General features: G+C 64.9%; 19 protein-coding genes. 8 read left to right on the top strand and 11 right to left on the bottom strand.

Annotated features, from left to right (window positions below; genetic code table 11):
* Positions 1 to 126: 126 nt before the first annotated feature.
* The 4 genes from ppx to UNPF46_RS32265 form a co-directional block, all read right to left on the bottom strand.
* Positions 127 to 1,629, bottom strand: a complete 1,503-nt coding sequence (gene ppx / locus UNPF46_RS32280) for an exopolyphosphatase (protein WP_142252759.1) — start codon at positions 1,627 to 1,629, stop codon at positions 127 to 129.
* A gap of 15 nt (positions 1,630 to 1,644) precedes the next feature.
* Positions 1,645 to 3,837 (bottom strand): RNA degradosome polyphosphate kinase, encoded by a 2,193-nt coding sequence (locus tag UNPF46_RS32275; protein WP_181770218.1) that lies wholly within the window; start codon positions 3,835 to 3,837, stop codon positions 1,645 to 1,647.
* Positions 3,838 to 3,994: 157 nt separating this feature from the next.
* Complete coding sequence (locus UNPF46_RS32270; RefSeq protein ID WP_142252758.1) at positions 3,995 to 4,672, bottom strand: P-loop NTPase family protein; 678 nt, start codon at positions 4,670 to 4,672, stop codon at positions 3,995 to 3,997.
* Positions 4,673 to 4,765: 93 nt separating this feature from the next.
* Positions 4,766 to 5,308 carry a CDP-alcohol phosphatidyltransferase family protein gene (locus tag UNPF46_RS32265; protein WP_100181018.1) on the bottom strand — a complete coding sequence of 181 codons (543 nt, stop codon included), beginning with the start codon at positions 5,306 to 5,308 and terminating at the stop codon, positions 4,766 to 4,768.
* 155 nt (positions 5,309 to 5,463) lie between these two features.
* On the opposite strand from UNPF46_RS32265, the gene purM reads away from it, so the two are divergent.
* Positions 5,464 to 6,537 carry a phosphoribosylformylglycinamidine cyclo-ligase gene (gene purM, locus UNPF46_RS32260; RefSeq protein ID WP_142252757.1) on the top strand — a complete coding sequence of 358 codons (1,074 nt, stop codon included), beginning with the start codon at positions 5,464 to 5,466 and terminating at the stop codon, positions 6,535 to 6,537.
* Positions 6,537 to 7,205 carry a phosphoribosylglycinamide formyltransferase gene (gene purN, locus UNPF46_RS32255; RefSeq protein ID WP_181770217.1) on the top strand — a complete coding sequence of 223 codons (669 nt, stop codon included), beginning with the start codon at positions 6,537 to 6,539 and terminating at the stop codon, positions 7,203 to 7,205. Before purM ends, purN begins: the two co-directional genes overlap by 1 nt.
* 90 nt (positions 7,206 to 7,295) lie before the next feature.
* On the opposite strand, the gene UNPF46_RS32250 is transcribed toward purN, so the two are convergent.
* Positions 7,296 to 7,502 carry a cold-shock protein gene (locus UNPF46_RS32250; RefSeq protein ID WP_027576280.1) on the bottom strand — a complete coding sequence of 69 codons (207 nt, stop codon included), beginning with the start codon at positions 7,500 to 7,502 and terminating at the stop codon, positions 7,296 to 7,298.
* A gap of 15 nt (positions 7,503 to 7,517) precedes the next feature.
* Positions 7,518 to 7,883: a hypothetical protein gene (locus tag UNPF46_RS32245; RefSeq protein ID WP_181770216.1), complete on the bottom strand. Its 366-nt coding sequence runs from the start codon at positions 7,881 to 7,883 to the stop codon at positions 7,518 to 7,520.
* Between UNPF46_RS32245 and UNPF46_RS32240 the strand changes: the two genes are divergently transcribed.
* Positions 7,882 to 9,033: an autotransporter outer membrane beta-barrel domain-containing protein gene (locus UNPF46_RS32240; RefSeq protein ID WP_142252755.1), complete on the top strand. Its 1,152-nt coding sequence runs from the start codon at positions 7,882 to 7,884 to the stop codon at positions 9,031 to 9,033. The genes UNPF46_RS32245 and UNPF46_RS32240 overlap by 2 nt on opposite strands.
* An 18-nt stretch (positions 9,034 to 9,051) precedes the next feature.
* On the opposite strand, the gene UNPF46_RS32235 is transcribed toward UNPF46_RS32240, so the two are convergent.
* Complete coding sequence (locus tag UNPF46_RS32235; RefSeq protein ID WP_142252754.1) at positions 9,052 to 10,092, bottom strand: LysR family transcriptional regulator; 1,041 nt, start codon at positions 10,090 to 10,092, stop codon at positions 9,052 to 9,054.
* Positions 10,093 to 10,163: 71 nt separating this feature from the next.
* Here UNPF46_RS32235 and UNPF46_RS32230 point away from each other — a divergent pair, with 71 nt between their 5' ends.
* The 5 genes from UNPF46_RS32230 to UNPF46_RS32215 all read left to right on the top strand — a co-directional run bounded on the left by UNPF46_RS32230 (position 10,164) and on the right by UNPF46_RS32215 (position 13,725).
* Complete coding sequence (locus tag UNPF46_RS32230; RefSeq protein WP_174718796.1) at positions 10,164 to 10,781, top strand: hypothetical protein; 618 nt, start codon at positions 10,164 to 10,166, stop codon at positions 10,779 to 10,781.
* The gene (locus UNPF46_RS32225; RefSeq protein WP_100175777.1) at positions 10,768 to 11,388 is read left to right on the top strand and encodes a GNAT family N-acetyltransferase; all 621 of its coding nucleotides are present in this window, start codon (positions 10,768 to 10,770) and stop codon (positions 11,386 to 11,388) included. The genes UNPF46_RS32230 and UNPF46_RS32225 overlap by 14 nt, the downstream gene beginning before the upstream one ends.
* A 25-nt stretch (positions 11,389 to 11,413) precedes the next feature.
* Entirely contained in the window at positions 11,414 to 11,977 is a 564-nt protein-coding gene (locus UNPF46_RS32220; protein WP_142252753.1) for an isochorismatase family protein, read from the top strand.
* Positions 11,978 to 12,007: 30 nt separating this feature from the next.
* Positions 12,008 to 12,178, top strand: coding sequence for a hypothetical protein (locus UNPF46_RS38010; RefSeq protein ID WP_174718795.1), 171 nt, complete (start codon positions 12,008 to 12,010; stop codon positions 12,176 to 12,178).
* Positions 12,179 to 12,342: 164 nt separating this feature from the next.
* Positions 12,343 to 13,725, top strand: coding sequence for an aspartate aminotransferase family protein (locus UNPF46_RS32215; protein ID WP_142252752.1), 1,383 nt, complete (start codon positions 12,343 to 12,345; stop codon positions 13,723 to 13,725).
* A gap of 149 nt (positions 13,726 to 13,874) precedes the next feature.
* Here UNPF46_RS32215 and rnd read toward each other — a convergent pair whose 3' ends face one another.
* From rnd to UNPF46_RS32195, 4 genes are all read right to left on the bottom strand, one after another.
* Positions 13,875 to 15,026, bottom strand: coding sequence for a ribonuclease D (gene rnd, locus UNPF46_RS32210; protein WP_142252751.1), 1,152 nt, complete (start codon positions 15,024 to 15,026; stop codon positions 13,875 to 13,877).
* A gap of 413 nt (positions 15,027 to 15,439) precedes the next feature.
* Positions 15,440 to 16,774, bottom strand: coding sequence for an ABC transporter substrate-binding protein (locus UNPF46_RS32205; RefSeq protein ID WP_142252750.1), 1,335 nt, complete (start codon positions 16,772 to 16,774; stop codon positions 15,440 to 15,442).
* Positions 16,775 to 16,785: 11 nt separating this feature from the next.
* The gene (locus UNPF46_RS32200) at positions 16,786 to 17,655 is read right to left on the bottom strand and encodes a carbohydrate ABC transporter permease (RefSeq protein ID WP_142252749.1); all 870 of its coding nucleotides are present in this window, start codon (positions 17,653 to 17,655) and stop codon (positions 16,786 to 16,788) included.
* On the bottom strand, positions 17,652 to 18,602 hold the full coding sequence (locus tag UNPF46_RS32195; protein WP_174718794.1) for a carbohydrate ABC transporter permease: 951 nt from the start codon (positions 18,600 to 18,602) through the stop codon (positions 17,652 to 17,654). Before UNPF46_RS32195 ends, UNPF46_RS32200 begins: the two co-directional genes overlap by 4 nt.
* Position 18,603 lies beyond the last annotated feature (1 nt).

The following is an 18,603-nucleotide window of genomic DNA, read 5'->3' as shown; positions in this document are numbered from 1 at the left end:
TTTCGGTTCTGATTGAATCAGAACCGAAGCTCTAGATTCTTGTTTTGACGCGTTTTCTTCACGCGAACCGGTGTCCACTTCGCTCGTAAACGCTCTAGCCGCTCGCTTGACGGCACTGTCCCTGCGTCAGCGCCGCACGATCGAGCCGGCGCGGCCGATCAGGCGGGCGAGCTGGCGGAAGCGGCTGCCGACGCGATCGGCGACGAGGTCGCCGAGCCGGTGCTCGAACACCAGCATCAGCTTGCGGCCCTGGCTGCGGAAATGCGTGGCCGTCAACACGCCCGGGCGTGCCGCCGAGATCAGATGCGCGACGCGGAACGCAGCGCCCAAGAGGCGCGCGCGTTCGAGCTGCGCCGGCGTCAGCAGCTCCTGCATGGTGGTCGGCGGCTGGTTTTCCTCGCTCAGCCCCGCATAGCGATAGAACACCGACAGGCCGACGAAGGCGCGCTCGGTGTGGGTAATCGCGCCGAAATTGCCGTTGACGACGAGGCTCAGCGTCTGCTCGCCGCGGTGATCGGGATGCACGCGCCAACCGATGTCGGACAGCAGGCAGGCAGTGTGACGCAGCCGGCGGTCCTCCTCGGTCTCGCGAAGCTTGACCACGCGGGCCAGTCGGTCGGTCCAGGCGATCAGCTCGCGGGCGTGCTTGGCCGAACGCGACAGCAGCTGGTTGAGCTCTTCCGCGGCGCAGATCAATCCGTCCTTGTTGCGCTCGGTCTCCGACAGCTTCTCGTGCAGCAGGCCCTCGCGCACGCCGAAGGTCGAGAACACGATGGTCTTCGGCTTCGCCACGCGGATGATGTGCTCGAGCACGAGCGCCGCATAGGTGAGGAGGGGGCGGCGCGCGTCCGCAACGCTCTCGATGTCGGCGAGCATGTTGGCGGCCGCAAGGCGCCTCAGCCTGCGGGAAAAGTCGAGCGCTTCGGCCGCGGACAGCGAATAGCCGTGCATCACCTGGAGCGGATAACCGCTCTGGATGATGTGGATGCGGGCGAGCGCGCGCCAGGTGCCGCCGACCGCGTAGAAGGTGCGGCCGCTACCCGCCTTGAGCTGCGGCACCTCGTCGAGCTCCTCGCGCACGATGCGGTCGGCGCGCTTGAGCGATTTGTGCGCGAGATCCTGCAGCGCGAGGCCGCCGAGCGGCAGCGTCACGCCGCTGCGCACGCTGTTCCTGCGCACGTCGATCAATTCGAGCGAGCCGCCGCCGAGGTCGCCGACGATACCGTCGGGGTGGTGGATGCCGGAGATCACGCCGAGCGCCGACAGCCGCGCTTCGCGCGGGCCCGAGAGGATCTCGATCTTCACGGCGCAGATGCGCTCGGCCTTGGCGATGAAATCGGGGCCGTTGGAGGCATCACGGCAGGCCGCGGTCGCGATCGCGAACACGCGCCCGACCTGCATCACCCGGCACAATGCGCGAAAGCGCTTGAGCGAGGTCAGCGCCTTGTCGACGGCATCGGGCGCGAGCAGGCCCGTGCTCTGCACCTCGCGTCCGAGGCCGCACAGCGTCTTCTCGTTGAAGATCGGAATGAGGCTCCGCGTCAGTCCCTCGTAGACGACGAGACGGACGGAGTTGGAACCGATGTCGATGACCGCGACGCTCAAGCCGCGCTTGCGCGGCCGCTTCACGTCGGAAATCCCCGATCAGGATTGATGGCGTTCGTTCCGGCGCGTGAGACGACGCGGCGAGGATTCCTTGAGCGACTTTCCACGGCCAGACAGACTCGGATTTGTCATGAAGTAGTTGTGCACGTTGAAAGGCTCCTCGCCCTTCGCGGCCTTCATACGCGTTGAGGACCCGTCGGGCAACAATTGCCAGCTCTGCTCATTGTCCTTCAGGTTCGCGACCATGATCTGTTCGAGAACCTGCTGATGCACCGTGGGATTTTGCAGCGGACACAGCACCTCGACGCGGCGGTCGAGGTTGCGCGGCATCATGTCGGCGGAGGAGATATACACAGCCGCCTTGGCGCTCGGCAGGCCTTGGCCCATGCCGAAGCAGTAGATTCGGCCGTGTTCCAGGAAGCGCCCGATGATCGACTTGACGCGGATGTTCTCGGACAGGCCGGGAATGCCGGGGCGCAGGCAGCAGATACCGCGCACCACGAGCTCGACCTGCACGCCGGCCTGGGAGGCCTCGTAGAGCGCGTCGATGATGTCGGGGTCGACAAGCGCATTCATCTTCATCCAGACCGCGCCGTGCCGGCCGTGCCGCGCATGCGCGGTCTCGCCCTGGATGTGCTCGATGATGCGCTTGCGCAGGGTCAGCGGCGACACCGCCATCTTTTCCAGATCACTCGGCGCGGCGTAGCCGGTGATGAAATTGAACACCCGCGCGGCGTCGCGGCCGATGGTCGGATCGGAGGTGAAGTAGGAGAGGTCGGTGTAGATGCGCGCGGTGACCGGGTGATAGTTGCCGGTGCCAGTATGAACATAGGTGGTGAGGCTGCCGCCCTCGCGGCGCACCACCATCGAGAGCTTGGCGTGCGTCTTCAGCTCGAGAAAGCCGTAGACGACCTGGACGCCGGCGCGTTCGAGATCGCGCGCCCAGCGGATGTTGGCCTCCTCGTCGAACCGCGCCTTCAGCTCGATCAGCGCCGTGACGGATTTGCCGGCCTCGGCCGCCTCGGCGAGCGTGCGCACGATCGGCGAGTTGTTGGAGGTGCGGTAGAGCGTCTGCTTGATCGCGACGACATCAGGGTCGCGTGCGGCCTGCTGCAGGAACTGCACCACGACGTCGAAGGATTCGTAGGGGTGATGGACGACGAGGTCCTTCTGCCGGATCGCGGCGAAGATGTCGCCGCCGTGCTCGCGGACGCGTTCGGGATGGCGCGGCACGTAAGGGGTGAATTCGAGGTCGGGCCGGTCGAGGCGGGTGAGCTGCGAGAGCTCGTTCATCGCCTGCACGCCATCGACCAGGAAGACCTCGTCATCGGCGGCCGAGAGCGCGTGCTGCACGAAGCTGCGCAGCTGCTCCGGCATCTTGGCGTCGATCTCGAGCCGGATCACCGACCCGCGGCGGCGGCGCTTGAGCGCCGTCTCGAACAGGCGGACGAGGTCTTCCGCCTCTTCCTCGATTTCGAGCTCGGAGTCGCGGATGATCCTGAAGGCGCCCTGGCCGTGCAGATTGTAGCCGGGGAACAGGCGATTGATGAACAGGGAGGTCGCCTGTTCCAGCGAGATCAGCCGAACGATCTTGCCGTCGGCGGGCAGGCGGATGAAGCGGTCGATCTTGCCGGGCATGCGGATCAGCGCGTTCATCTGCCTGCCGTCGGCGGCGCGCGTGAGCTGAAGCGCGATGGTGAAGCCGAGGCTCGGGATGAACGGGAAGGGGTGGGCCGGGTCGATCGCCAGCGGCGTCAGCAGCGGGAACACGTTGTTGAGGAAGTAGTCCTCGATCCAGGTCCGTTCCGCCTTGGTGACGTCCTTGCCGTCGACCAGCACGATGCCGACATCGGCCAGCGCGCTGCGCAGGTCGCGCCAGATCGCCTGCTGGTCCGAGGCGAGCTGCGAGACGGTGCGGTTGATCAGCGCCAGCTGTTCGGACGGTGTCAGGCCATCGGGGGCGCGCTCGGCAATGCCCTCGCGCACCTGGGCCTTGATGCCGGCGACGCGGACCATGAAGAACTCGTCGAGGTTATTCGCCGAAATCGACAGGAATCGTACCCGCTCCAGCACGGGATGGTTGGGATTGACCGCTTCCTCCAGGACGCGGCGGTTGAAATGCAGCCAGGAAAGTTCCCGATTGATGAAGCGCTCGGGGCTCGACGCGATCGCCGGCACACCCTCAGCTTCCGGGGCTTTTTCTTTATTTTCAATAGCTTGCGCAGAGTCCATCAGAAGTCGGTCCATCCTGTCTCGCCTTACGCTTGCGACCTACGCGCAAAACCCGCGGGAGCATGTGTTAGAGCGATGACGTTTCGATGACATTGATGTTCCGCGGCCTCGCCGCGTCAAGCCGGCTTCGCGCCGACCTGGGGGCGGTCGGAGCGGATCAGGCGTCCCGGAGCAGCTCGGCGGCCAGCGCCCGGGTGACGGGGCGGCCGAGCCGCAGGGCCTCGGTGTCGAGCAGCTCCACGGCGTGGCGGGCGGCGGCCGAGGACCGCTCCAGGCGGGTGGCGAGGTAGCTGACCACGCTCTCGTCCACGGCGAGCTGGCGGTCGGCGCAGAATTTGACGATCAGGCCGCGGAACAGCTGGTCGTCGGGGGGCAGCAGCGCGACCACCGGCACGGCGCGCAGGCGCGAGCGGAGATCACGGAGCTCGATCTCCAGCGCGGCCGGCACCTCGCGTCCGGTGAAGAGCACATAGGCGCCGTCCTCGCGGGCGAGGTTCATCAGGTGGAAGAGGGCACGCTCGTCAAAATACCTTGCCCTGATATCCTCGACCACCAGCGCGCCGGTAGCCAGCGCCCCCGGAACGCTGGCGGCGGTCAGGACGTTGGCCGCGGTCGAGCGGGCGCCCGATATCTCGGCCCAGATCGCGGCGAGGTGGCTCTTGCCGCTGCCTTCCGGTCCGGCCAGCCACATGATCCGGTTCGGCCATTCCGGCCAGCTGTCGATCAGGGCGAGACCGGCCGCGTTGGCGGGGCCCTCGAGGAAATTGTCCCGGCTGAGGCTTTCCGCATGCGGAAGCGCAAACGCCAATTGTCGGGGATGGACGCGGCCTGCCACGCTCGTCTTGCTCCATGCCGGCGCGCCGGCCCGTTTGAAGAGAATTCGACTTGATCGAGGGAGAGTTGGCCTTTTGCGGGGCCGCGCTCCCTCTCATTTGGCCTCGATCGTACTCATGTGCCGCAGCCACTCGACGAGATAGAGCGACACCGAGGAGAGCGTGAAGACCGTGACGAGGCCCATCAGGATGATATCATAAGGGGCCGGCTTGAAGCCGAAGGCAAGCGCCGCCAGCACCAGGGCCGCGAACGCCACTTGTGCCACCGTGTTGAGCTTGGACACTTTCGACGGCTTCATCTCGACGGGCCGGTCGAACAGCCAGGACACGATCACGGCGGCGACGATCATGAGGTCGCGCGAGACCACCAGGATCACGATCCAGCGCGGGATCGCGCCCCAGATGCCCAGCGCCATGTAGATCGAGACCAGCAGGGCCTTGTCCGCGAGGGGGTCGAGCAGGGCGCCGAGCTCGCTCGTCATGTTGAAGCGCTTGGCCAGGAAGCCGTCCACGGCATCGCTGATACCGGCGATCAGGAAGACGGCGAACGCGACCTCCATTTGGCTCGACACGATGGCCCAGACGATGATCGGGACCAGCATGATGCGACCCAGGGTAATGATGTTCGGAATACTCACGAAAGCGCTTCCCGGCACCCGGTCTGACCTCGAATCCGGCCCCTCGGGAGGCTGAACCGGTTGATATCTACATAGTATAGGGAGGAGCGCCATGCGAGCCATTGCGCGTCCCCGGAATTCGACGTAACCAGCCGCAAACCCACTGGAAATCGGGCATGACCGACCGCAAAAACGGCCTCACTTACGCCGATTCAGGCGTCGATATCGACGCGGGCAACCGCCTGGTCGATCTGATCAAGCCGATGGTGCGCGCCACCGCGCGGCCCGGCGCCGACGCCGAGATCGGCGGCTTCGGCGGCCTGTTCGACCTCAAGGCGGCCGGCTTTAAGGATCCCGTCCTGGTCGCCGCCACCGACGGCGTCGGCACCAAGGTCAAGATCGCGATCGAGACCGGGCTGCATGGCGGGATCGGCATCGACCTCGTCGCCATGAGCGTCAACGACCTCGTGGTGCAGGGCGCCGAGCCGCTGTTCTTCCTGGACTATTTCGCCTGCGGCAAGCTCGACCCCGAGGCCACGGCCTCGATCGTTGCCGGCGTCGCGGAAGGCTGCCGCGAATCCGGCTGCGCCCTGATCGGCGGGGAGACCGCCGAGATGCCCGGCCTGTACAAGGACGGCGATTACGACCTCGGCGGCTTTGCCGTCGGCGCCGCCGAGCGCGGTACGCTATTGCCGCGCAAGGACATCGCCGCGGGCGATGCCGTGATCGGCCTCGCCTCGTCGGGCGTGCATTCCAACGGCTTCTCGCTGGTGCGCAAGATCGTGGAACAATCCGGGCTCGGCTTCGAGGCGCCGGCGCCGTTCGCTCCTGTCATGACGCTCGGCGGCGCGCTGCTGACGCCGACGAAGCTCTATGTCAAATCCTGCCTGCGCGCGATCCGCGAGACCGGCGCGGTGAAGGGCCTTGCCCACATTACCGGCGGCGGCTTCACCGACAACATTCCGCGCGTGCTGCCGCAGGGCCTCGGCGTCGGCATCGACCTCGCGCGCCTGCCGGTGCTGCCGGTGTTCAAATGGCTGGCGGCGCAAGCCGGCATCGCCGAGCTCGAGATGCTGCGCACCTTCAACTGCGGCATCGGCATGATCGTGATCGTCGAGCCTGACAAGGTCGAGCAGGTCGTGCAGGTCTTCACCCAGGCCGGCGAGACGGTGGCGCAGCTCGGCACCGTGATCCCGGCCGAGGGCGAGCACCGCGTCGTCTATAACGGCCATCTCGACATGGCATTGTGATGGCTGGCGCCGTGACGAAGCGCCGCGTCGCCATCCTGATCTCCGGGCGCGGCTCCAACATGGCCGCGCTGATCAGGGCCGCCAGCGCGCCGGATTTCCCGGCGGAGATCTCGCTCGTCATCTCGAACAAGGCCGATGCGCTCGGTCTCGAACGAGCCAAAGCAGGCGGCGTGAAGACGCTGGTGATCGAGAGCAAGCCCTTCGGCAAGGATCGCGCCGGCTTCGAAAAGGTGCTGCAGGCGGCCCTCGATGAGCACGGAATCGAGCTGATCTGTCTCGGCGGTTTCATGCGCCTGTTTACGGCCGAGTTCACAAAAGCCTGGTACGGGCGGATGCTCAACATCCACCCCTCGCTGCTGCCGTCTTTCCCAGGCCTCGACCCGCACGGCCAGGCCTTGCGTGCCGGCGTCAAGCTGTCCGGCGCGACGGTGCATTTCGTGATCCCCGAGACCGATGCCGGTCCGATCGTCATGCAGGGCGCGGTTCCCGTCAGCGATCACGACACCGGCGATACGCTGTCGGAGCGCATCCTCGAAGTCGAGCACCGCATCTATCCCGAGGCGCTGCGGCTGCTTGCGACCGGCAAGGTCCGGATCGAGGGCGACGTGTGCAGGACGGACGGCAGCGGGCCGTCGGAGAATTTTCTGGTTGCGCCGGTGGTGCGCTGAAGCGCGTTTGCGGTTCAGCGCACCAAACAAAATCCCCCGGCAGAGCCGGGGGCAACGTCACGATCTCTCGCGTGTCAACCTTGAGAGAAATCAGGAGACCTTGAGGTTCTCCGCGGATGATTTGCCGCGGTTCTCCACGAGGTCGAATTCAACCACCTGGTTCTCGTTGAGGGTCGAAAGTCCTGCACGCTCGACGGCGGAGATGTGGACGAACACGTCCTTGTCGCTGCCGTTCGGCTTGATGAACCCATAGCCCTTGGTCGGGTTGAACCATTTGACGGTGCCCTTTTGCGGCATCGCTCGTCTCCTCCACTAGATATAAAAACGACGCGGCCGCTTTTTCGCGTGCCACGCCACAAACGGGCTTCCGAAGTCTGTTCGAGTCTTGAGGCTCAATGTCGCGAAACGCACAGTCGAGCGGCCAATTCCGATTGTGGCCAATATTGCAACATGAAATTCGCCCGTTAGCAAGCTGCGCTTGAATTTCAAGACCGAGGCGGATGCGTTCGTCTGCAATTTGCGACCTGTGGCCGTGGAACCACAATCGAGGGCAATCACCCCTGTCTCGGCGCTCCAACCGATTGACGCTCCGTGGCAGTTCAGCACAAATCGCCGCAGGGCGGCGCGCCCATGTTGTATTTTTGCGTGTCGCCCTTTTGCTTCGGGATTAGTCGTCATGCGCTGCAGCTCGCAGCCCTCCAGGACACGGCAGATGATCGGGTTCGATCGCGTTCGCGGGATCGCGGCGTCGGTCGCGGTCGCGCTGGTGCTGGTCGTGACGATGTCGGCGGCGACGCCCGGCTTCGCCCAGACCCCGACACCGGCCGCGTCGCCCACGCCCACGCCGTCGCCGACGCCGGTATCGACGTCAATCACCTACGATCGCTCGGCCGGCAACAGCGCGCTCGATCTTGGTTCGAACTTCCTGGAGCGGCTGGGCAACCAGGCATCGAACGGTTTCAACCGGACGTCCCGGACCAATCCCGGCGGCGGCGGCGCGTCGGCCAGCACCGAAGATCCGCGCTACCGCACCTGGTTCGAGGGCTACGGCATGTCCGTCCGCACCGACCCGCAAGGGGACTTCGTCGGCGACCGGCGCAAGACGGTGGGCGGCGTCGCCGGCTTCGGCGCGCGCGTGGCGCCCGGCGTCAATCTCGGCTTCTCGGTCGACCAGAGCCACACCGACGTCGACGTGCCGCTGGCGCTGCAGTCGGCAACGCTCGACCTGACGCAGATCGGCTTCAACGGCTCAATCGACAAGGGCCCCTGGACCTGGGCGTTCGCCGTGGTGCACGGTTTCGGCAAGGTTCGTTCGAGCCGCGACACCGGCCTCGGCCTTGCGACCGCGGGCTATCGTGCCGCGGTCGACGGCGCGCTGACCGAGATCAGCTATTACTGGACCAAGGACCAGATGCGCATCGTGCCCAAGGGCGCGCTGGAATATGTCCGCGCCACCAGCGCGGCGTTCCAGGAGGCCGGCGGGCTCGATCCGCTCAACGTCGGCTCGACGGCGCTCTCGCGCGCCCGCATCATGATCGGGGCCGAGATCGGCCGCTACTTCATCATCGATCAGAAGATCCTGGACCTGTCGGCCTACGGCAAGTTCGTCGACAATTTCCACCAGGATTTGGGATCCGTTCAGGTCAGCCTCGGCGCCCAGAACATCGTGGTCCCCGGCATCGGCGAGAGCCGTTACGGCATGGATGCCGGCGCCTCGGCCTCGCTCAGCCTGACCAGCGTGGCGCGGCTCTACCTCAATTACGACGGCAAGTTCCGCAACGAGCTGACGTCGCACCAGGGCACGGTCGGCTTCGAATACAAATGGTGAGCTGACGCTCGCCTGTGTTCAGGTCGGCGTCGCCGCGACATATCCCGTCAATCCAAATCCCTCTCGCGCCGCCGTCATCATCGGCACCAGCGCGTTCGGATGGATGAACTCGTCGCGGAAGCAGGGATAGGTCTTGGGGTCGAAGATCTTCTTCAGCCAGTCGACCACGATCTTGTGGCGCTCGGAGGCGCGGAACTCCTTGTGGTAGGTGAGCCAGAGATCGGCATGGTGGCTGACACCGAGATCGACGGCGATCAGCGGCGCGCCGAGCGCGATCGAGACGGTCGGCAGGAAGCCGATGCCGGCGCCGCGCTCGACGGCGTAGAGCACACCGACCGAGGAATTGGTCTTGATCCCGACGATGCCCTCGAGCGATTTCAGTCCGAGCACGCGAGCATAGGCGCTGTCGTCGACCTGCGGTGCGCTCTGCTTGATGATGCGATGGTTCTTCAGTTCAGCGAGCGTCGTCGGCACGCCGTAGAGGCTTTCGTACTCCTTGGAGACGAAGGGATAGATGTGCAGGCGGCCGAGCTTGGTGACGATCAGGTCGGGATTGGTTGGAGGCTCGAGCTGGATCGCGATGTCCGATTCGAGCCGCGCGACGTCGGCCTGCTCCATCGCGCAACGCAGATCGACGGTGATCCTGCGGTAGGTCTTCTGGAAGTCGATCAGTCGCGGCAGGATCCAGAAATTGCCGGGGCCCTCCGTCACCGCGACGCGCACGGTGCCCGAGGTGTCGTTCGACGATCGCGAGGCGCGGCGGAAGACGTTGAAGGCATGACGCTCCATATGCGCAACGTCCGCGATCATAGCGGTGCCTTCATCGCTGAGCGTGAGTCCGCTCTGGTCGCGCAGGAACAGCTTGCAGCCGATGCTTTCCTCCAACCGGTCGATCCGGCGCATCAGCGTGGTGGAGGTGAGCCCGAGCTCCTCGGCGGCATTGCGAAAACTTTTATATTTTGCGCACGCTAAAAATAGTTTCAAATCGTCCCAGGACGCGTCCAGGGCTTCTTCACGGTGCTGCGTCATCGCAGCACCCCGGTGCAATAACTGCTGCATACTCCTGATCCCCAGCCGCTAAGCTCGTCGGCGTAGCGGGGCACGAAAGCCTCGAACGATAGAGGCGTGACATGGGTATGGAAAGAGGCTCGTTTGCCGCAAGGCATGATTTCGATGCCTTGCCGCTGAGTCCGGATGTCGAAGTCCACTGCGCGCAATTTTCCGAAATTGCCGCGCTGGCAGCGATGGCGCACCGCCTGGTGCCGGGCGTGAGGATCGGGGCGGCCGAGCTTGCGCGATATTTCGCGTTCGATCCGCAGAGCATCCTGACGTTCAGCCGGAAGGGCGACCTGGTCGGCGGCATGGCCTTCCTGTTTCTCAATGATCGCGGGCACGACGCGTTGCTGCTCGACGAGATCTGCCTCACTGCGCCCGAGACGCGCTATCTCGCTTCCGCGAAGGAAGACGTCGCGGCGATCTACATCTGGGCGATTGCCGCGACGGGGCGCGGGATCGCCGGTCTCGGCAAGGCTGCAGCGCATCTGCGACAGCTAAGGTTTCGCGGCGCCGATTGCTATGCGCAGCCGTCAACTGTGGCCGGACGCGACATCATGAAGGCGACCGGCTTCGTCCCGGTCCCGAGCTTCCAGCCCGATCTCTGGCGCTACGAGCGGCCCTGGCATCGGCAAACGATGCACATGCCGGGCGCGATCATCCAAGCAAGGAGTTTTGCAGATGCACGGTACTAGAATTCCTCTCGCCAAGCCCTGTTCCCGCGCCATCACCGTTCGTCTGGCGCGCGATCCCAGCGATCTCATGCTGGTCACCGCCATTCGTTCCGCGGTCTATCTCGCCGAGCAGGATTGCCCGTTCGAGGAGGAGTTCGACGGCAACGACATGGTCGCAGCGCACTTCATCGGCTTCGTCGGCAACGAGCCCGCAGGCTGCCTGCGGGTGCGCTTCTTCGGCGATTTCGCCAAGGTGGAGCGGCTCGCGGTGCGCCACCAGTACCGGCGCTCGCGCGTCTCGTTCAAGCTGGTGCAGGCGAGCGTCGATTACGTGAAGCGCAAGGGATTCCGCAAGATCTACGGTCAGGCACAGGATCGGCTGGTCGATTTCTGGGCCCATTTCGGCGCCAAGCCGCTCGGTCACAATCGCAAGATCACTTTCTCGGATTTCTCCTACACGGAAATGCTGCTGGAGATCGAGCCGGGTCCAGACGCGATCACGCTGGACAGCGATCCCTATGTGATCATCCGGCCCGAGGGCGATTGGGATCGGCCGGGCGTGCTCGACGCCTCGGCGGGGCGGTCCGTGACCTCACCGCTGCGAGACCTCGCGCTCGCCAGTCGTTGAAATTGGTGCAGCTCGACGCAAGACAATGCTGGCTTCCATCCATGATGATCCGCCGATCCTGATCTGCGCGGATCTGCAGGTCGAGTATCTGACCCCCGGGCGTCGCCACGTCATCCTCGATGGCGACGCTGCAACCGCACGCTGCCTGGAACTGCTGACGCTGTGGCGCGGCAATCTCTGGCCGGTGATGCATCTGAAGCGCATTGCGCAGGCCGCCTGGTTCAATCCGGCATCCAGGCTGACCGATTGGATCGCGGAGGCCAAGCCGCGGCCGGGCGAGATGACGTTCGAGCATCCGCTGCCGTCCGCCTACAGCTCGTCGCGGTTTGTGGACTACATGTCCAATATCCGCACTGTGCGCTGTATTCTCGTCGGTTTTTCCCTGGACGAGACCATTCTGGCGACCGCTGTCGACGGGTTTCACCGCAGCCATCGCTACCAGGTGGTCGCTGACGCCGTGGCTTGCCGGCAACCCGGCACGGCTGATGCCGCCGCCTACAAGCATGCGGTAGTGAATGTCGTTGCGAATTTTGCTACAATTCTCCCCAGCGCCGAACTGATCAGAACCAGCGGCGCCGTTGCGGTGTAGGCCACCGCGACCGGCGGATGGGGTGCAAGATTGTCACGGGGAGACGAGCTCAAGGAGCTGGCGAGCGACCTGTCGCATGCCGCCGAAAAGGCGCGCAGGCTCGGCCTGCCGACGACGGTCTATCTGCTCTCGATGGCGCTGGTCGAGGTGAGGGAAGCCGCTGCCCGTGCCGACGACGGGCACGACGATGACGCGGCGTAAGAGCTGCCCAGTCCCGATATGCGGCTTTGTGCAACGCTGCTGAGCGCTTGCTGCCGACGAAGAGGCGTTGCAAGCTTCGCGCTGCCGCAATAGCAAGGGAGCTTGATCATCGAGTGATGACGCGGGCTCTGCCTGCGACGTGACGCTTTCAAGGATCTTCGCAAATGTCCATGCTGCCCAATTCGCAAGAGGCCCGGGATGTGGCCTATCAGCTCCATCCCTACACCAATGCACGCACGCATCAGCAGGCCGGTCCTCTGGTGATCGAACGTGGCGAGGGTCCTTACGTCTTCGACGCGTCGGGCAAGCGCTATTTCGAGGCGATGGCGGGCTTGTGGAGCGTCGGGCTCGGCTTCAACGAGAAGCGGCTGGTCGAGGCCGCGCACAAGCAGATGCTGGCGCTGCCGTTCTATCACACCTTCTCGGCCAAATCGCACGGGCCCTCGATCGACCTCGCCGAGAAGCTGGTCGGGCTCGCGCCCGTGCCGATGAGCAAGGTGTTCTTCACCAATTCCGGCTCGGAAGCCAACGACACCGTGCTGAAGTTGATCGCCTATCGCTCCAACGCGCTCGGCCAGCCGCAGCGCAAGAAGGTGATCAGCCGGATGCGCGCCTATCACGGCGTCACCATCGCCTCGGCCAGCCTTACGGGCCTGCCGAACAACCACCGCTCGTTCGACTTGCCGCTGCCGAACATCCTGCACACCGGATCGCCGCATTTCTACAAGGACGGCGCCCCCGGCGAGAGCGAGGAGGCGTTCGCCTCGCGCCGGGCCGAGGAGCTCGACGCGCTGATCCAAAAGGAGGGACCGGATACGATCGCGGCCTTCTTCGGCGAGCCGGTGATGGGCGCAGGCGGCGTCATCGTGCCGCCGGCGACCTATTGGGACAAGATCCAGGCGGTCTTGAAGAAGTACGACATCCTCTTGGTGGCCGACGAGGTGATCTGCGGCTTCGGTCGCACCGGCAAGATGTTCGGCTGCGAGACCTACGGCATCAAGCCTGACGTGCTCGTGGTCTCCAAGCAGATCACCTCGAGCTATTTTCCGTTCTCGGCGATCATCATGAACGATCGCATGTTCGAGCCGATCGCGGACGAGAGCAACAAGATCGGCGTGCTCGGCCACGGCTTCACCGCGGGCGGACATCCGGTCGGCTCGGCGGTTGCGCTGGAGAACCTCAAGATCATCGAGGAGCGCGGGCTGGTCGCGCATGCCGCCGAGCTCGGCGGCTACATGCAGGGCCGCTTGCGCGAGCTCGCCAGCCATCCGCTGGTTGGCGAGGTCCGTGGTGTCGGCATGATCGCGGCGATCGAGCTCGTGCTCGACAAGGGCCGCAAGACAGCGGCCGCGACGCCCGGCGCGGTCGGCGGCATCGCCAGCCGCATGCTCCAGGAGCGCGGCGTGATCTCGCGCAACATGCTGGATGCCATCGCCATCTGCCCGCCGCTGATCGTCACCAAGGCGCAGATCGACGATCTGGTCGCCGCGATCGCGGGCGTACTGAACGACATGAAGGCGGAAGTGGCGAAGCTGACGCCGGCGTAGGGAGGGGCCTCGCTCTCCCCACGTCATTGCGAGGAGCTCTTGCAACGAAGCAATCCAGCCTGTCTCTGCGGAAAGACTCTGGATTGCATCACGGCGCTCGCAAAGACGATGTGGTTGGCATTGCGCCAGCCACAAAAGGCGCTCGCGGGCTATTCGGCCCGCTGCACCCCGATCACGCGGCCCTTCTCGACCGCCAGCGCCAGCTCGCCGCGCTTGAGCTTCAGGGCGGCATCGCCGAACAGCTCGCGGCGCCAGCCGCGCAAGGCGGGGACGTCGGCCTCGTCGTCGGCTGCGATCTCTTCGAGATCGTCGACCGTCGCGATCACCTTGCTGGCGACCGCATGCTTTTCGGCGGTCATGCGCAGCAACACCTTCAACAGCTCGACAATGGCGGCGCCATTGTTGTTGTTGCGCGGCTTCTCCAGCTTCGGCAGCGTGGCAGGATCGCGCGCCAGTCCGCGCGCGACCGCAGCCACGATGTCCGCGCCCCATTTGGATTTCTCGAAGCCCTTCGGCACCGAGCGCAGGTTTGCGAGCTTCTCCAGCGTGTTCGGCGCATGGGTGGCGATGTCGCTGACGGCCTCGTCGCGCAGTACCCGGCCGCGCGGCACGTCGCGGCTCTGCGCTTCCTGCTCGCGCCAGGCGGCGACCTCCATGAGGACGGCGAGGTCCTTGGGCTTGCGCACGCGCGTCTTCAGCCGCTCCCAGGCGCGCTCGGGGTGGAAGTCGTAGGTGCGCGGCGAGGTCAGGACCTCCATCTCGATGGAGACCCATTCGCTGCGGCGGCGCTTCTTGAGGTCGGCATCGAGCGCTGCGAACACGTCGCGCAAATGCGTGACGTCGGACACCGCGTAATGCATCTGCTCCTTGGTCAGCGGCCGGCGCGACCAGTCGGTGAAGCGGTGGGTCTTGTCCGGACGGTGGCCGGTGACCTTCTCGACCAGGGCGTCGTAGGCGATGCTGTCGCCGTAGCCGAGCACCATCGCAGCGATCTGGGTGTCGAACACCGGATGCGGGATGATGTTGGCCTGATGCCAGATGATCTCGATGTCCTGGCGGGCGGCGTGGAACACCTTCAGCACGCTCTCGTTCGCCATCAGCTCGAAGAACGGCTTGAGGTCGATGCCTGCGGCCAGGGTGTCGATGACCACGGCTTCGTCGGCGCTCGCCATCTGCACCACGCACAGCAGCGGGTAGTAGGTGGTCTCGCGCAGGAACTCGGTATCGACGGTAATGACGGGGTGCTTGGCCAGTCGGCTGCAGGCAGCCGCGAGGTCAGCGGTGGTGGTAATTAAATCCATGAACGGCCCATGACACTTGATATCAGCCGTTCTGCCGAAAGTGCTGTGATGTCAAGGGGCTCGATGCGAATTCGAGCCTTGCATTTGGACCGGAATCGCTTTTTCCGACGAAATTCCTATTCGTAGCGGACCCGATGGGAGGATTTGCGGGCGCAGGGCAGCGCCACCACGACCACACACATGGCGACCAGCGCCAGCCCCAGGAACTCGAAAACCAACAGATCCACGGCGAAACCTCCAGAAACATTGATAGATTTGTCGGGGGTCCGTTGAGGGTCTGTTAATTGCAATGGTTACCGGCGGCAGGCCGGGCCGGATGGTGGACGGGGGGTTAATGGGATCGGGGCGCCCCAAACGATTTCGGCGCCCCGCTTGGCGGAGCGCCGAATGATGTTCGTGATGAGCAGCCGGCCTTACGGCAGCTTCAGTGACGTCTCCGCGTTGTACGGCTTGAGCGTCTCGTCGGCGGCTTTCTGCGCGGCGGCGAGGGCCTCCTTCGGCTGCTTCTTGCCGTTGAGGACCAGCATCACCTCGTCCTCGAGGTTCTTGCGGACGGGGACGGTCTTGTAGGTCGCGAACCACGGCTTGGCGACGTCGAGCTGCTCGACGGCGGTCTTGGCGTCCGGGTTCTTGTTGAGGAAGTCGACCATGTCGGGCGTCTTGTAGGCGGCCATGTTGGGCGCGAAATAGCCGGTGGCGCGGCTCCACCAGCCGCTCTTCTCGGGCGAGGTCATCCACTTGATCAGCGTCCAGGCGGCCTTCTGCTTCTCGGCTTCGAGACCGGCCGGCATGATCAGCGAGGCGCCGCCGATCGGCACGGCGTTGCGGACGTTGCGCGGGATGAAGGCGACCTTGTAGTTGAACTTGGCGTTGTCGCGCACATAGGTGAGCGAGCCCGTCGACAGCATCATCATCGCGGCATTGCCTGAGATGAAGGACGTGCTGACGGCAGGTCCGGGCGTCGCGCCGGGGGTATGCACCTTGTGCTTATGGATGAGGTCGTTCCACCAGGTCAGTGCGCCGAGCATCGAGGGCGTGTCGTAATAGACTTCGCCGCCGAACTCCTCGTTGTAGTAGCGCCCGCCATTGCTCATGGTGAGCGTTTCCATCATCCAGCCGCAATAGTCGTAGGCGCAGGGGATCGCGATGCCCCATTGGGTCACCTTGTCACCCTCGCGCTTGGTGAGCTTCTTGGCCCAGTCGGTGAGCTCGGCCCAGGTCTGCGGCGGCTTGTTCGGATCAAGGCCCGCCTCCTTGGCCTTGTCGGCGTTGATGTAGAGCAGCGGCGTCGAATTGTGGAACGGCACGCCGTAGACCGAGCGGTTGATCACCGCGTTGCCCTGCAGCGCCGGGAAGAACTGGCCGAGGAACTGCTCCTTGGTGGTGCCGTCGGCCTTGATCAGGGCATCGAGATTGGTGAGCTCGTTCTCGATCTGCATGTCGAGCAGGAAGTTGGCGGACATGATCACGGCGGACGGCGGCTTGCCGGCCTTGATCGCGGCCCGCGTCTTGATCAGCGTGTCGTCATAGGAGCCGGTGTAGACGGCGGTCGCCTTGATATCAGGGTGGCCTTCGTTGAACTCCTTGATCAGGGTGCCCATGTCGCGCGCGAGCTTGCCGTCGACGGGGACGGGGAAGAACAGATCGATCTCGGTCGGGCCTTCGCCGGCGAGTGCCGGGAAGGCGAGGGCGCTGGCGAACGAGCCTGCCATGGCTAGGCCGAGCATGAGCCTGCGGGAAAACAGCATCGGAAAATCTCCTATTTGATGCCTGAGGTGACGAAAGAGCTGATGAAGCGTTTCTGGAAGATCAGGAAGGTGACGAGCAGCGGCGCGATCACCATCAGCGTGCCCGCGGCGATGGTGCCCCAGGCCTGGGTGCCTTCGGCGGTCTTGGTGAACACCGAGAGGCCGACCGTGAGCGGCCGCTTGTCCGGCGAATTGATCACCATCAGCGGCCACAGGAAGTCGTTCCAATGGCTGGTCACGGAGATGATGGCGAAGGCCGAGAAGCTCGGCATCGACAGCGGCACGTAGATGTGGCGGATGCGCTGGAGCAGGCTGGCGCCGTCGATCAGGGCCGCGTCCTCCAGCTCGGTCGGAATCGCCTCGAAGGCCTGGCGCATCAGGAAGGTGCCGAAGGCCGAGGCGAAGAACGGCATCATCACGCCGGTGAGCGTGTCGTAGAGCCCGAGCTGCGCCACCAGCGACAGGTTCGGCACGATCAGCAGGACCGGCACCAGCATCAGCTGCATCAGGAACAGGTAGAAGATCGGCCCCTTGCCGACGAAGTTCAGGCGCGCAAAGGCAAAGCCTGCCAGCGTGATCGTGACGAACTGCACCAAGAGGATGCCGGCGCAGATGAACGTGGTGTTGAGCGTGTAGCGCGGAAAGTCGCCGATCTCCCAGGCATCCCTGACGTTGTCGAGCGTCGGCTTCAGGCTCGGCATCAGCTCGGCCATGGCGTTGATGCCGTCGGAGGCCGGACGCAACGTCGCCACGATCATCCACAGGAACGGAATGAGCCAGACGATCGCGAGCAGAACGGTCAGCAGGAAGCCGAGCTTTGGCGTGATCTCGCCCCTTGTGGCGAGCGGGGCATCCCTGAACAGGCGGTCGAACAGTTTCATGGCCCGCCCTCGCGGTTCGCCATCGTGCGGAAGGAGAGCGCGGTGAGGCCCATCAGCGCGGCGAGCGTCAGCAGCGTCGCGGCCGAGGCCTTGCCGACGTCGTAATGCTCGACCGCCTGCTGGTAGATGTAGAACAGCACGAGGTTGGTCGAGTTGGACGGCCCGCCCTGGGTCATGACGAAGACGTGGTCGACCTGCGTCACCGCGTTGAGCGTGGCGATCACGATGACGAACAGGAAGGTGGGCTTGAGCTCGGGCAGGATGATGTGACGCAGGCGCCGATACGGCCCGGCGCCGTCGAGATGCGCGGCCTCCATCACGTCCTCGGGCACGGCCTGGAGGCCGGCCAGGAAGAACAGCATGTAATAGCCGGCGTTCTTCCAGATCGTGATGATCATGATCGCGTAAAGCGCAACATCGGGGTCGCCGAGCCAGTTCGGCAGCACCGGCAGCAGGCGACCGATGTAGTAGTCGAGCAGGCCGACATTGGGCAGGAAGATGAACATGAACAGCGCGGAGGCCGCGACCATCGGGATCAGCACCGGCAGGAACAGCGCGGCGCGCAGCGCACTGCTGACGGCGTTGGTGCGCGCCAGCGCCAGCGCGAACAAGAGCGCCAGCCCAATGCTCGGGATGGCAGTGCCGACGGCGTAGACGAGATTGTTGACGACGGCGCCGGTGAAGGCGGGGTCGGCCAGCACCGCGCTGATATTGTCGAGGCCGACGAAGCGGACGGGCGCCTTCGGCGTGGCGCGCTGGTAAAGCGCATCGACGAGCACGCGTCCCATCGCGCCGTAGGTGAACAGCGCGAGGAAGACCAGCGAGGGCAGCAACAGCAGATAGGCAGGCAGCGAAGCTTTGAAGCGGTTCGAGAACCGCTTCAGGACGTCCATGCGCGGTGCCGCCGAGGTCGCGACCGGGAGAGCCGCGGGTTCAGCGAGGCTCATC

This window comes from Bradyrhizobium sp. UNPF46 (genome assembly GCF_006658625.1).
GTDB classification, from domain to species: Bacteria; Pseudomonadota; Alphaproteobacteria; order Rhizobiales; family Xanthobacteraceae; genus Bradyrhizobium; species Bradyrhizobium nitroreducens.
This window is presented reverse-complemented; position numbering and strand designations above follow the sequence as displayed.

Excerpts from the sequence above, each read along its gene's own strand:
- UNPF46_RS32275 (WP_181770218.1), bottom strand. The coding sequence starts at position 3,837 with ATGGACTCTGCGCAAGCTATTGAAAATAAAGAAAAAGCCCCGGAAGCT.
- purM (WP_142252757.1), top strand. The coding sequence starts at position 5,464 with ATGACCGACCGCAAAAACGGCCTCACTTACGCCGATTCAGGCGTCGAT.
- purN (WP_181770217.1), top strand. The coding sequence starts at position 6,537 with ATGGCTGGCGCCGTGACGAAGCGCCGCGTCGCCATCCTGATCTCCGGG.
- UNPF46_RS32250 (WP_027576280.1), bottom strand. The coding sequence starts at position 7,502 with ATGCCGCAAAAGGGCACCGTCAAATGGTTCAACCCGACCAAGGGCTAT.
- UNPF46_RS32240 (WP_142252755.1), top strand. The coding sequence starts at position 7,882 with ATGCGCTGCAGCTCGCAGCCCTCCAGGACACGGCAGATGATCGGGTTC.
- UNPF46_RS32245 (WP_181770216.1), bottom strand. The coding sequence starts at position 7,883 with ATGACGACTAATCCCGAAGCAAAAGGGCGACACGCAAAAATACAACAT.
- UNPF46_RS32235 (WP_142252754.1), bottom strand. The coding sequence starts at position 10,092 with ATGCAGCAGTTATTGCACCGGGGTGCTGCGATGACGCAGCACCGTGAA.
- UNPF46_RS32230 (WP_174718796.1), top strand. The coding sequence starts at position 10,164 with ATGGGTATGGAAAGAGGCTCGTTTGCCGCAAGGCATGATTTCGATGCC.
- UNPF46_RS32225 (WP_100175777.1), top strand. The coding sequence starts at position 10,768 with ATGCACGGTACTAGAATTCCTCTCGCCAAGCCCTGTTCCCGCGCCATC.
- UNPF46_RS32220 (WP_142252753.1), top strand. The coding sequence starts at position 11,414 with ATGCTGGCTTCCATCCATGATGATCCGCCGATCCTGATCTGCGCGGAT.
- UNPF46_RS32215 (WP_142252752.1), top strand. The coding sequence starts at position 12,343 with ATGTCCATGCTGCCCAATTCGCAAGAGGCCCGGGATGTGGCCTATCAG.
- rnd (WP_142252751.1), bottom strand. The coding sequence starts at position 15,026 with ATGGATTTAATTACCACCACCGCTGACCTCGCGGCTGCCTGCAGCCGA.
- UNPF46_RS32205 (WP_142252750.1), bottom strand. The coding sequence starts at position 16,774 with ATGCTGTTTTCCCGCAGGCTCATGCTCGGCCTAGCCATGGCAGGCTCG.
- UNPF46_RS32200 (WP_142252749.1), bottom strand. The coding sequence starts at position 17,655 with ATGAAACTGTTCGACCGCCTGTTCAGGGATGCCCCGCTCGCCACAAGG.
- UNPF46_RS32195 (WP_174718794.1), bottom strand. The coding sequence starts at position 18,602 with ATGAGCCTCGCTGAACCCGCGGCTCTCCCGGTCGCGACCTCGGCGGCA.